Consider the following 13,319-nt stretch of genomic DNA (forward strand, 5'->3'; position numbering starts at 1 on the left):
GGCGGCGGTGGTGGTGGCGGAGAGGTCACGGTCGAACGCAAAAACCAGTCGTTGTCGTTATTGGAATTCGCCGTGACGCCACCGCGAAACAGTTGATATTCGAATACCCCTGCGCCGACCGGCGCGCCGAGCGTGAAGGCCCCGGACGTTGTTGTTGCGCCATTCACCGCATCGACGACCCTGATGCCGTCGGCGATCGTCGGAGCACCAGGACCGTTCACGTTAGTCACGTAGATGGACGTTAAACCGGACGCGGAGGGAGTTGCGATCGCCGATGAGTTCTTCTGGATGACAAGCTGGTCGGACTGGGAGTTGTCGGTGCCGAGATAGGTTTGCAGATTGAGCTTTCCGTTCTGGCCGACATAATCGCCATAGATAACGAACTGATCGGTGAGCGACGTCCCGGCGTTGGTCAGGTCAATGAGGCTTGCGTTATTGACGGTAGCAAGGGCGGTCGGATCATAGGGCCTTACCGTATGAGTACCATTTCCGGCCAGCACGGAGCTTCCGCTTTCGATTGAAAGCGTGCCGGTCCCGGTCCCGCTGTCGCCTAGCGTCAGTGTGCTGAAATTACTGAATGTGAGTTGTGAGCTGGCGGTAAGTCTGATGCTTTCCCAATTCCAGAGCTGCGATACCGAGGTGCCGTTCGCTCCGTTCTGCGAACGGCTGAAAACGAGTTGGTCATTGCCCTGACCGCCGTCGACCGGCAATCCGGGGGTCAGATTGGTTGAAGTGAGATTGGACAACAGTGCTGTGTCATTGCCAGCACCTAGGTTAAAACCGGTGACAATGTTTCCGCCGCCCCAGTAAAGGAAATCGTTTCCAGAGCCCGACTGGATATTCGAGCTGATCGTGCCTGCGAAAGTGAAGGCCTGGTTGGTGCCGTCACCGAGGTTGATCGTGCAGCAGACGGTGCCGCTGACCTGAGCGAAAACGTCATTGCCTCCACCGAAGGTGACGCCTCCGTTCACCGTCGCGCGATTGACGAAGGTGTTATAATTGCCTGCAAGGTTGGTGGGGCCGTTGATCGTTCCGGAGTTGTCGACGTTGTTGCTGGCGGTGCCGCTGCTGGTGATGCCGTTGATGACGCCGCCAGCCCGGTTGTCGATCGTGTTGTCGTAGTTGGGATTGCCGGTGGCGGTGGCGCTGTTGTTGAACTGGAGGCCCTGGTTGAGTACGCCACTGTTATCGATGACGTTTGTCGTCGCGGTGAGATTGAGCTGATTGATCGCCGCACCGGCGCGGTTGATGATTGTGTTTAAGCCCGAAGCTGGATCGGTGGCGGTCAGAGTGACGGTTTGGTTAAGAACGCCGAAATTATCGATCGTATTTTGGGCGCCCGTCATCGTCACGGTATTGATCGAGCGATTGGCCTGGACCGTCAGAGCGTTCGTTCCGGTGCTGGTGGTGGTCAGGTTTCCGCTCAGGATTCCATTCTGATTGAACGTGAAGCTTCCATTGGGCGTGATACCCCCAGCCGTGATATTGCCGCTGATATTGCCGTTATTGTTGAAGATGATCGAATTGAAGGCATCGAGCGTGAACGAGCCCGTCACGCTCGCGCCGTTAGTCACAGCGACGGTGGCGGTCGGTCCGGGTGGAGGAGGCGGAGATACGGTGAACGTACCCGGATCGGTGGGCGGTGTGCAGGTTACGGCACCAGGGTTAATCGCGCAGTCAGCCCAAGCTCTTCCTTGAATGATGAAGAGCACGATGATCGACGCAGCTGTTTCAAGCAAATAGCGTCGGAGGACGGTTTTGCGCCTCTCGTGCGCTGCGAGTTTTTGAAGGACGTGTAATCCCCGATCCCTTAGGGAGGGTGGGTTGAATTCTCGTAAAGCTGAAAGTGATTTCAGCTCAACTGTTATGTTGGCGCGCGACAGTCGCGTTGTCTTTGATGCAGCGCCGCAGCCAGCCGTCAAACGTGCCATGGGCAGCCCTCGCCCTTAGCCCCTCGACTCCCCCTTGCTAACGTGAACAACGCTAGAGGAGAGCGGTCATTCGTCAACTTCAAAAGATATGCGCGGCAAATGAAAACTGACGGTTGTGGATTTTGAGCACCACAAGTTCCCTGTCGCTCGGCACAAGTCAGGTTGGGCGTGGAACATTCCCGGATGCACGTCCAGCGGCGAACCGAAGTGATGCCGCATAACCAAAGCTTATCTCCAACGGGCTAAATTTTCTGAATGGCGCTGGACTGTCAGGATATGTCGCCGAGATGGCGGGTGCGTTCGTCTGCGCTTCACTTGGCATCGTGCCGACCGTGCGCCACGCCGACTATATTGGCTCTTGGCTGGAGGTGCTGCGTGAGGACAACCGCGCCGTCGTACGGGCGGCGAGCGCGGCGTCGAAGGCCGCCGATTTCCTGCTCGGCTTCCAGCAACGGCCGATCGCCTCTGTCGACGAGGGCGACGAGGAGGCCGCGTAGTGCGTCGGCCGGCCGTTTCGGCTTGCCTGCGGGCGGGGGCCTCAGAGAGTGAGAGGACGGGCGGTTGAATTCGTGACGGGTTTGAGGTCGAGAGAGAGTCTTTCGGCCGCCCGTCGCGGAGAATCCGACATGGCTAGCGCCGTTCAGAAGATCAAACTCAGTCCATCCCGAGACATTCCCTTCAACAAACTGGTCTTGAGCCAGTCCAATATTCGCCGGGTCAAGGCCGGCGTCTCGATCGAGCAATTGGCCGAGAGCATTGCGCAACGCACCTTGCTACAAAGCCTCAGCGTCCGTGCCGTCGTCGATGCCGACGGCACGGAGACTGGCATATTCGAGGTTCCTGCGGGCGGGCGGCGGTACCGCGCCCTTGAACTCTTGGTGAAGCAGAAGCGTATGGCGAAGACCCAAGCGGTCCCCTGTGTGGTCAGGGATGGCGGTGTCGCCGAGGACGACTCGCTTGCGGAAAACGACGAGCGCATCGGCCTGCATCCGCTCGATCAATTCCGCGCGTTCCAGATCCTCCGCGATGGCGGTATGAGCGAAGAGGAGATCGCCGCGCGGCATTTCGTGGCGCCGACGATCGTCAAGCAGCGCTTGCGCCTGGCGTCGGTCTCGCCAAAGCTGCACGACGTCTATGCCGATGACGGCATGACGCTGGAGCAGCTCATGGCGTTTGCCGTCACTGGCGATCATGCGCGTCAGGAGCAGGTTTGGGATAATGTGAGCCGCTCCCAGAACGACGAGCCGTACCAGATCCGCCGGATACTTACGGAACACACGGTCCGCGCCTCCGACCGCCGTGCCCAATTCGTCGGGCTCGATGCGTTTGAGCAGGCCGGCGGCATCGTGCTGCGCGACCTGTTTCAGCACGATGACGGCGGTTGGCTGCAGGACGTCGTGTTGCTCGAGCGCCTCGTGACGGAAAGGCTCAAAGCCGAAGCCGAGACGATTGCTGCTGAGGGCTGGAAGTGGATCTCGGTGGCTACGGATTTTCCCTACGGTCACACTCAAGGCCTGCGAGAAATCGAAGGCAAACCTGTCGATCTCTCGCCCGAGGAGCAGGCCACCATCGATGCTCTGAATGCCGAGCAGGCCAAGCTTGAATCCGACTACCAGGATGCCGACGAGTTGCCGGACGAGGTCGATCAACGTCTCGGCGAAATCGAGTCGGCGCTGGCGGCGTTCGAAGATCGGCCGATGCTCTACGGTCCGACCGAGATTGCCCGAGCTGGTGTCTTCATCAGCATCGATTCCGAAGGACGCCTTTCGGTGGACCGGGGCTACGTCCGTCCAGAGGACGAGGCGCCGGCAACTGATCGTGATGTCGGGCAGGGCGCCGATGCGTCGTCGACCGAAGGTCAAGAAGAGAGCCCTTCCGTCCAGCGCACGGTGATCGCCGTTGCGGGTAGTGCTCCTGATGCTGAAGAGGATGATGAGGACGCCGCCAGGCCTCTGCCGGATCGGCTGATCACCGAGTTGACAGCGCATCGCACGCTGGCATTGCGGGATGCGCTGGCAGAAAACCCCGCGATTGCGTTTCAGGCGGTGCTGCACAACTTCGTGCTGACGGCCTTTTACCGGTTCGCATCGTCCGGAAGCTGTCTCGAGATTGGTCTACGCACACCGACCTTTCCCGCTCAAGCTCCGGGGCTGAGGGAAAGCGCCTCCGCTAAGGCCGTCGAGGCGCGACATGAGGCCTGGAAGGCACGGTTGCCGAAGAGCGAGAACGATCTTTGGGATGCGCTGACGGCTCTCGATGGTGGTGCACAGGCATCGCTGTTCGCCCACTGTGCATCATTTGCGGTCAATGCCGTCTATGAGCCGGCCAACCGCTACAATCAGGGTCGCGTCTCAGCCCAGGGCGTCCGCACGCGTCTCGACCAGGCTGATGTGCTGGCGCGGGCGGTCGGGCTCGACATGATTCAGGCAGGGTGGAAGCCCTCCGTCGACAACTATCTCGGCCGGGTCACCAAGCCGCGCATTCTGGAGGCGGTGCGGGAAGCCAGGGGCGAGTCGTCGGCCCAACTGATCGACCACTTGAAGAAGGCCGACATGGCCAAGGAGGCCGAGCGTCTTCTGGATGGCTCGGGCTGGTTGCCGGAGCCGCTGCGTCTCGTCGATCCCGCTGCGGTGCCAGTGGGGCAGGAGGGCGAAGCGGGCCTGCCCGAATTTCTCGCCGACGAGGAGGATCAGGAGAACGTCGGCGACGAGGATGCACAACAGCTGGACGCGGCTGAGTGACGTCATCGTGCGGGATGGCTCCGGCTGTCCTGCGTTGGTCGGGGACCGGTGCACAGCGCCGGTCCCTATTTTTTTGTCGACGTCTGAGAGGGAGAGGCTGGCCGGGAAGGGTTTGAATCGCCGTGGTCCTAAACGAGAGCGCCCGGCGGTTCGACCCGTTCCTGCTCTCCGAAAGAAATCCTGCCATGACCGAATCTTTCCCAGGCGCCGCCGCCGCGCCCCTCTCGATGCGTGCCGCTGCAAGTCTCACCTCGGCCGCCGTCAGGGCCGCGCGACAGCTCTTGACCGATCTGGAACGCGGCCGTCGCATCGATGCCGCCGTCCTGCGTGGTGCCATGGAGGCTGCCTTCGGTGCCTCGGACGCGTCCGGCGCCTGGAACTGGAAGACCGCCTATGACGTCTGCGAAGCGGCAACGGTTCTATTCCTTCGCAAGTTCGGCCCGGCCATGCGCGCCAAGGTTGGCTCGACAGCTGCCATGCTGCCAATGCTGGCGAAAATCGCGAGCTGTCTGCCGACCCATACGCGGCGTTCCGAGAACGGTCAGGCGTTTCAGCAATTCTCGACGCCGATCCCGCTTGGGCTCGCCGCATGCACCGCAGCCGGCATTACGCCAGGCGACCGCGTTCTGGAGCCGTCTGCGGGGACCGGCTTGCTCGCTATCTTTGCCGAGCTCGCCGGTGGCGCTCTGATATTGAACGAGTTGGCCGAAGGCCGCGCAGCGCTGCTCGATCATTTGTTTGCCAACGTTGAAGTCACGCGGTTCGACGCCGCGCAGATCGATGATCGCCTCGCTGCGAGCGTCTTACCGAGCGTCGTCCTGATGAATCCGCCGTTCTCCGCGGTGGCGAATGTCGATCGACGGATGGCGGATGCCGCTTTCCGGCACATCGCTTCGGCGCTCGCGCGTCTTTGCGACGGTGGGCGCCTCGTCGCCATCGCTGGCGAGGGCCTTGCCCCGGAAAACCCGGCGTGGCTGGAGGCCTTTGTTCGTCTCCAGGAGCGCGGGCGGGTCGTGTTCTCTGCCGCGATCGACGGCGCCGTCTACGCCAAGCACGGCACTCAGACCGACGCGAGGCTGCTCGTAATCGACAAGTTGCCCGCTGCCGATCCGAAGGTTTTTGCTGCCTCGCAAGGCATGGCCGGCGATGTCGCCACCTTGCTCAATTGGATAACCCAGCATGTGCCTCCGAGGCTGCCAGTCGCCGCGACGGTCGTAGCCGACGTCAGTCGGCGCCCTGCAATATCCCGATCGGCCGGCACCGTTGTACCAAGCCCATCGTTCACTTCGAGGAGCGCGCCGGAAGGTGTGGAACTTACGTACGAGACCGTCGAATGGTCGCCGCCCGAGGGCGCGCGCCTCACCGATGCGCTCTATGAGGAGTACGGATTGCAGTCGATCCGTATACCAGGGGCGTGCGCGCATCCGACCAAGCTCGTGCAGTCGGCGGCGATGGCGTCCGTTGCGCCACCGAGGCCGTCCTACCGGCCGCACCTGCCTTCGCGTCTGATGGCAGATGGCAATCTGTCGGACGCCCAGCTCGAGAGCGTCATTTATGCCGGCGAAGCGCATTCTGATTTTCTCGGGGGCTCCTGGACGGTCGATGCGACCTTCGATGTTGTGGCCGCCGCGCGCGATGATGCGGAGAACGCCGTCCGCTTTCGTCGCGGCTGGTTCTTGGGTGATGGCACCGGCGCGGGCAAGGGACGGCAGGTCGCCGGCATCCTGCTCGACAACTGGCTCAAGGGCCGCCGCCGGGCGGTCTGGATCAGCAAGTCCGACAAGCTGATCGAGGACGCGCAGCGCGACTGGTCCGCGCTCGGCATGGAGCGGCTGCTCGTGACGCCTCTGTCCCGGTTTCGCCAGGGCACGCCGATCCGGCTTTCGGAAGGCATCCTTTTTGCCACCTACGCCACGCTACGCACCGACGAGCGTGGCGAGAAGCTTTCGCGTGTCCGGCAGATCGTTGAATGGTTGGGCTCCGACTTCGACGGAGTGATCGTCTTCGACGAGAGCCATGCGATGCAGAATGCGGTCGGGGGCAAGGGCGAGCGTGGCGACCAGGCGGCCTCTCAGCAGGGGCGCGCAGGGCTGAGGCTCCAGCACGCCTTGCCCAATGCTCGCGTGGTTTATGTGTCGGCGACCGGCGCCACCACGGTCCACAACCTCGCTTATGCCCAACGCCTCGGCCTTTGGGGCGGTACCGACTTCCCGTTCGCCACACGCGCCGAGTTCGTCGAGGCAATCGAGGAGGGAGGAGTCGCGGCGATGGAGGTGCTGGCGCGCGACCTCAAGGCGCTCGGTCTTTACGCCGCTCGCTCGTTATCCTATGAGGGCGTCGCGTACGAGCTCGTTGAACACCAGCTAACGCCGGAGCAGGTTCGCATCTACGACGCCTATGCTGGTGCGTTCAGCATCATCCATAACAACCTCGACGCGGCGATGCGGGCCGCCAACATCACCGGCGAAACCGGAACGCTGAACGGGCAAGCAAAATCCGCCGCCCGCTCGGCCTTCGAGAGCGCGAAGCAGCGCTTCTTCGGTCACCTCCTGACCTCGATGAAGACGCCGTCGCTCATCCGATCGATCGACCGCGATCTCGACGCCGGCCATGCCGCCGTCATCCAGATTGTTTCAACGGGCGAAGCACTGATGGAGCGCCGGCTCGCCGAGATCCCGACTGAAGACTGGGGCGACGTCCAGGTCGACATTACCCCGCGCGAGTATGTGCTCGACTATCTCGCCCATTCCTTCCCGGTTCAGCTCTACGAGCCCTTCACCGACTCGGAGGGCAACCTCTGCTCCCGCCCTGTCTATCGCGATGGCCAGCCAGTCGAGAGCCGGGAAGCCCTCGCCCGTCGCGAGCGCCTCATCGAGAAACTCGCCTCGCTGCCTCCGGTACCTGGCGCGCTCGATCAAATCGTGCAGCGCTTCGGCACCGACTTGGTCGCCGAAGTGACTGGCCGCTCGCGCCGCATCGTTCGGAAGGGCGACCGGCTGGTGGTCGAAACCCGCGCCGGTTCGGCCAATCTTGCTGAGACATCGGCCTTCATGGATGACGTCAAGCGCATCCTCGTGTTCTCCGATGCTGGTGGTACGGGGAGGAGCTATCACGCCGAGCTGTCGGCCCGGAATCGCCGGTTGCGGGTCCATTACCTGCTCGAGCCCGGCTGGAAGGCAGATGCTGCGATCCAGGGCCTTGGGCGGACCAACCGCACCAACCAGGCGCAGCCGCCGCTGTTTCGGCCCATCTCGACCGACGTGAAGGCCGAAAAGCGCTTTCTCAGCACCATTGCCCGCCGGCTCGACACGTTGGGTGCCATTACGCGGGGCCAGCGCCAGACCGGAGGGCAGGGCCTGTTCAGGCCCGAGGACAATCTCGAAAGCCATTACGGGCGCGATGCCTTGCGTCAACTCTACACGCTGCTGGTGCGAGGCAAGGTGGACGGCTGCTCGCTCGAGAGGTTCGAGGATGCGACCGGCCTGAAGCTGACGGACGCCAATGGGCTCAGGGACGACCTGCCGCCGATCACGACCTTCCTGAACAGGTTGTTGGCGCTCACCATCGATCTGCAGAATGTCCTGTTCACAGCCTTCGAGCAGCTCTTGACCGCTCGGATCGAGGGCGCGGTCGCCTCTAGCACCTACGACCTCGGGCTGGAAACGCTCCGCGCCGAGAGCTTTGTCGTCACCGACCGGCGGACGATCTATGCCCATCCGGGTACTGGCGCCGAGACCCGGCTGCTCACGATCACCCAACGCCAGCGCAATCATCCTGTGAGACTGGATGACGCTCTTGCTCTTCTCTCCGATCGTGGTGCTGTCCTGCTGACTAATGAGCGGTCGGGACGAGCCGCCGTGCAGATCCCAACAGCGAGCGTTATGCTCGACGACGGCGAGATCGAGCGCCGTGTCTGTCTGATCCGGCCTATGGAACAGCACAGGGTCCCCCTGACCATGATGGCGGAGAGCCATTGGGTCGATGTGGATCGTGAACGCTTCGCCGCGGCCTGGCTGGCGGAGCTTGCCCAGGTCCCCGAGTTCACGGAAAGCACGATCCACGTCGTTGCGGGATTGCTGCTGCCGATCTGGAAGCGGCTGCCGAACGAATCGACCCGCGTCTATCGGCTCCAGACCGATGCGGGCGAACGCATCATCGGCCGTAAGGTTTCTGCCGCGTGGGTCGCAAACGCCATTTCGGCGGACGCGCCCACGCTGTCACCGGACGCTGCCTTTGCCGCGGTGATGGAGGGAGGCACCGTCCTCGACCTCGCGGAGGGGCTCCAGCTTCGGCGCGTCCGGGTCATGGGTGCATGGCGCATCGAGCTGTCGGGATTCAACGACACGATGCGCGATCGCCTCCGCGCTTACGGCCTCTTCGGGGAGATCATCTCCTGGAAGCTGCGAATGTTCGTGCCCACCGACGCAAGCGGCGTCGGGATCCTGACAAAGGTGCTCGACACCTATCCGCTTGCGCGCGTCAGTCAACGGGAAGCCGCGTGATGGCTTCCGAAGCCTCCGAACTGGCACGCCGCCTCGCGCGCGAGGCCGAGGCCGTGTGCCGATACTATCTCTCCAATGGCGAGCGGGCGGGGCGGTATTGGGTGGTCGGCGACGTCCACAACACGCCGGGCCGCTCGATGTTCGTGCGGCTCCAGGAATCATCTAAGGGCGCCGCCGGCAAGTGGACTGACGCTGCGACCGGCCAACATGGCGACCTCCTCGACATCATCCGCGAATGCCGCGGTTTGCGCGACTTCAGCGAGGTCATTGAGGAGGCGAGACGGTTTTTGAAGCAGCCTCGTCCTGAGCCGCAGCTGGCCTCGAAACCCGTTCGCTCGGTGGCGCCCGCTGGATCGCAGGAAGCCGCCCGTCGGCTCTTTGCGATATCCGGCCCGATCGAAGGAACGGTGGTCGAAACGTATTTGCAGCGCCGTGGAATAGCCCGCATCCACCATGGCGGGAGCTTGCGCTTCCACCCTCGTTGCTTCTATCGTCCGGATGAGCATTCTGCGACCGAAACCTGGCCGGCGATGATTGCCTGCGTCACGGACCTTCAGGGACGAATCACTGGAGCGCACCGAACCTGGCTCGATCCAGACGGCTTTGATCGCATTCGTCTCGGCAAGGCTCCGATCGACACGCCACGACGGGCCATGGGCGACCTGCTCGGCAACGCCGTTCGCTTCGGCGTAGTGGACGACGTGCTCGCTGCCGGCGAGGGTATCGAGACCATGCTCTCGCTGCGTTACGCGCTGCCGACCATGCCTATGGTCGCGGCGCTCTCGGCCAATCACCTCTCAGCTATGATGCTGCCGTCTGGCCTGCGTCGGCTCTATATCGCCTGCGACGCAGATGCTGCCGGAGATGCCGTGCAGGCAACTCTCACCCAGCGCGCGGAAGACGCCGGCATTGAAGCGATTGCATTGTCACCCCGGCTGGGCGATTTCAACGAAGACCTGCACATCTTCGGCCTTGAGACCCTCCGAGCAGCGTTGCGGCTTCAACTCGTACCAGAGGACGTCGTCCGTTTCCTGCATTCGTCGATGGCAACCGCGGAATAGCCCCGGAGCAATTCGATGGGCGTCGACAGGTCGGTCGCGGTGCGGCCACTGCCGGAAGAGGACGCGACCACGGCCTTCTAGAGGGCGATCGGACGGCAAGCGGCTCGGGCCGGCAATGGCTGCGCCCGGCTATTTTCCGCCGCGCGCCGGCAACGAGAAGACACATTAGCCATCTGGCGAGCGCGCTTTGCATCGCGAAGCAAAATAGCCGGCCTCCGCCATCCTCTGCTGCGCTTCGGCCCTCCGCTCCGCTCCGGGTTCTGGCCCGTTCCGCCTGCCGTCTGAGTGATCGCCACGAAGGCCGCGATGGTCGCGGCCGATCCGGCAAAGGATCACCTCCATGACCGATCACGACGACATCGAACCGCCGCACGCCGCATCTCCGACCGAACACGTTCTTACCGAATTGCAGCTCTTCGGTTACCGCCCCTTCGACGACCAGCCCGATCCACGGCCGCTTCCCGAGGGCAAGAGCGTCACGGGTGCCGTCGCTGACATCTTCGATGCTCTGGTCGCGACGTTGAGTGATACTCGACTCGAGCCCGACCTTGACGATCTGCTCTGGTCGACCGTCAACCTGTTTCACCGAGCCGTTGACCGCGTCGGTCGTCAGCTCGACGATAACGAACAGGCGCAGCAAAAGAGCCAGCGAGAGCAGGACGGCTCCGAAATTCGATCGGTCGAACTCGAGCGCGTGACAGCGGAAGGCATCACATTGATTGAGCGCCGCAACTGCCTGGAGCTCTTCCGTGATCAGGCCATCGAGCGCTTCGAGACTCACACCGGCTCATTCTGGCGCCCTCGATCGGGATCGCTGGTCAACCACCGTACGCTGACCGCAGCGATGATCGACTCCCGCGACTTCATCGCCGCCAAGCACTGCGCCGAGACCGAGGTCATGTTGCCGCCAGGACCGAAGATCGCACTCACCGGAGGGCTCAACTTCAACGACCATCACCTGATCTGGGATCGCCTCGACAAGGTTCACGCCAAGCATCCCGACATGGTCTTGCTCCATGGCGGCTCGCCAAAAGGTGCGGAGCTTATCGCGTCCAAATGGGCGAACAATCGCAAGGTGCCTCAGATCGCCTTCAAGCCCGACTGGACAAAGTACGCCAAGGCGGCCCCATTCAAGCGCAACGACGCCATGCTCGAACTCCTGCCGATCGGCGTCATGCACTTCCCGGGCACGGGAATCCAGGACAACCTGGCGGACAAAGCTAAGCGCCTCGGCATTCCCGTCTGGAGGTTCGGCGGCGCGTGAGCGCCGTCTTCTCGCCTCCAGACAATAGAGCGGGTGCATGCGCCGCAACTCCGCCTCGTTTCGATCCTATGTCCCAGTTGCGCCGTGGTGGTGGTGGAAGGCGCGACTGCCAGATCTATGCACATGGAGCCACCACCATGCTCGCCCTTGGGTTTGTTCTCAACACACTCGGCATCGGCTTGTTCTGCTGGGCGATCTTTGCGCTCGCGGTGAATGCCTTGCCGTTTTTCGTCGCACTGAGTATCGGGATGACCGCGTTTCAAAATGGCGCCGGCGTGCTTGGTGCGCTGCTTATCGGAACGGTCAGTGGCGCGTTGACGCTTGCCGTCGGTCAGGCCGCCGTCGCCATTACCCGGTCCTTGACCTTGCGCATCGCCATCGCGACCGCATTTGCTGTCCCCGCTGCCGTCGCCGGCTATCATGTGGCATTCGCTCTGTCCCAGATCGAGATGCCGTCGCAGGCTTGGCGTAAGGTCTTCGCTTACCTGGGTGCAGTTTGCATTGGCGTTACGTCATGGACGCGCCTGATGGCTTTGGCGGAGACCCGCCCGTTCGAGCCGGGTGGGGCGGTGGAGAACCCGTCCTGACCAGTTCTTACGGCCGCATGGCTCGAAGGATGTCCGTTTACCGCCTTCGTCATCGAACAGGTTCGCGTAGATCGGCGCGTTGAACAGCGGAGATCGAAACTTGAGCGCGCGAGAGGCAGTCCCTCCTCGGAACTCTCGATCAAGCTGCCGGCATTCGGTCTGGCCCACGCAGCCGCGGCAGAGCGATGTTACCTGATCCGTTCTTGGGAGACGATGCCGCCCTTTGCAGGAGATTGTTTCTCTTTCCGCGCTGAATCGTTCCGACCTCTTGTTCATCAAAACCGAGTTAGCCAGGCTTCTCCAGAGATTGTGGTTCAGCACGCGGACGCACGTGGCCTCGTTGATGGCTTGATCTGGCCGAAGACCGGCTTCGCCTCGATCGTCTGAGCCGCAACGCCGTTGATGCGACTTTCTTCCCCTGGGCTTCGCCCATTCCTCGCGAGACAAGAAAGTCGCCACAACGGCGCCCTCCGCTGCGCTTCGGCCGGCGAGCGGGTGCGTCGCCGATCGTCTTCGACCTGCAGATCGCCATCGAGGCCGCGGTGGTCGCGGGCTCGAAACACAACAGGAGAAGTGACATGGCTAACATCGGCTCTTTCAAGAAGGTCGGCAACGAATTCCAGGGCGAGATCGTCACCCTGAGCCTGAAGGCCAAGGGCGTCCGCATCGTCGCCGAGACCAACCGCTCCAATGACAACGCCCCCAGCCACCGCATCTATGTGGGCCGGGCGGAGATCGGCGCAGCCTGGTCGAAGCGTTCCGAGGAAGGCCGCGACTACCTCTCGCTCAAGCTCGACGACCCCTCGTTCAACGCGCCGATCTACGCGAACCTGTTCGACGACGAGGGCGGTGAAGGCTACACCCTGCTCTGGTCGCGGCCGCGCAAGACCGGCGAGTAAGAGCGCCCCACCAGCCCCGTCCGGTCCGCCGGGCGGGGCGCTTTGCGGTCGGCCTGAGGCGGCTCACGATTTGCTAAGCCGCGCAGCCTTTTTGAGCAGGTCCCCCGGTTCGATCCCCAATGCTTCAGCAATTTGCCCGAGCACGGTGACGCTTGCTGATACATCGCCACGCTCGATGGCACCGACGTAACGGGCGCTTAAACCCGCGCGCTCGGCCAGCTCCTCCTGCGTCATTTGTAGATCGTGGCGTTTCCGACGCAGGTTCACAGCCATGATCTCTTTGAGATCCATGGCCGATATGGGAACTGAGCCGGAACGATCGTTCTAGGAACGA

Annotated in this window: 7 protein-coding genes and 2 pseudogenes; 7 read left to right on the forward strand and 2 right to left on the reverse strand. The window is 62.7% G+C overall.

Translation table 11 applies throughout. From position 1 onward, the window contains the following. Positions 1–1,931, reverse strand: a pseudogene (locus H1B27_RS24015) (hypothetical protein); the annotation flags it as partial. A 278-nt stretch (positions 1,932–2,209) separates the two neighbouring features. On the opposite strand from H1B27_RS24015, the pseudogene H1B27_RS24020 reads away from it, so the two are divergent. From H1B27_RS24020 to H1B27_RS24050, 7 genes and pseudogenes are all read left to right on the forward strand, one after another. Continuing rightward, positions 2,210–2,428 (forward strand): annotated as a pseudogene (locus H1B27_RS24020) (zincin-like metallopeptidase domain-containing protein); the annotation flags it as partial. 129 nt (positions 2,429–2,557) lie between these two features. Beyond that, complete coding sequence (locus H1B27_RS24025) at positions 2,558–4,672, forward strand: ParB/RepB/Spo0J family partition protein (protein WP_197967736.1); 2,115 nt, start codon at positions 2,558–2,560, stop codon at positions 4,670–4,672. Between the two features lie 185 nt (positions 4,673–4,857). Continuing rightward, the gene (locus H1B27_RS24030) at positions 4,858–9,174 is read left to right on the forward strand and encodes a strawberry notch-like NTP hydrolase domain-containing protein (RefSeq protein WP_197967737.1); all 4,317 of its coding nucleotides are present in this window, start codon (positions 4,858–4,860) and stop codon (positions 9,172–9,174) included. Beyond that, positions 9,174–10,235 carry a DUF7146 domain-containing protein gene (locus H1B27_RS24035; RefSeq protein WP_197967738.1) on the forward strand — a complete coding sequence of 354 codons (1,062 nt, stop codon included), beginning with the start codon at positions 9,174–9,176 and terminating at the stop codon, positions 10,233–10,235. Before H1B27_RS24030 ends, H1B27_RS24035 begins: the two co-directional genes overlap by 1 nt. A 340-nt stretch (positions 10,236–10,575) precedes the next feature. After that, positions 10,576–11,499 (forward strand): DUF2493 domain-containing protein, encoded by a 924-nt coding sequence (locus tag H1B27_RS24040; RefSeq protein ID WP_197967739.1) that lies wholly within the window; start codon positions 10,576–10,578, stop codon positions 11,497–11,499. A 137-nt stretch (positions 11,500–11,636) separates the two neighbouring features. Then, a complete protein-coding gene (locus tag H1B27_RS24045) occupies positions 11,637–12,086 on the forward strand; it encodes a hypothetical protein (protein WP_197967740.1) in 450 nt (149 codons plus the stop codon). A gap of 578 nt (positions 12,087–12,664) precedes the next feature. Continuing rightward, a complete protein-coding gene (locus tag H1B27_RS24050; RefSeq protein WP_006018714.1) occupies positions 12,665–12,985 on the forward strand; it encodes a DUF736 domain-containing protein in 321 nt (106 codons plus the stop codon). 63 nt (positions 12,986–13,048) lie between these two features. Here H1B27_RS24050 and H1B27_RS24055 read toward each other — a convergent pair whose 3' ends face one another. Next, the gene (locus H1B27_RS24055) at positions 13,049–13,276 is read right to left on the reverse strand and encodes a helix-turn-helix domain-containing protein (protein ID WP_092295086.1); all 228 of its coding nucleotides are present in this window, start codon (positions 13,274–13,276) and stop codon (positions 13,049–13,051) included. Between the last annotated feature and the right edge of the window lie 43 nt (positions 13,277–13,319).

Origin of the sequence: Bradyrhizobium diversitatis, assembly GCF_016031635.1 — a bacterium.
In the GTDB taxonomy this organism is placed as follows: Bacteria; Pseudomonadota; Alphaproteobacteria; order Rhizobiales; family Xanthobacteraceae; genus Bradyrhizobium; species Bradyrhizobium diversitatis.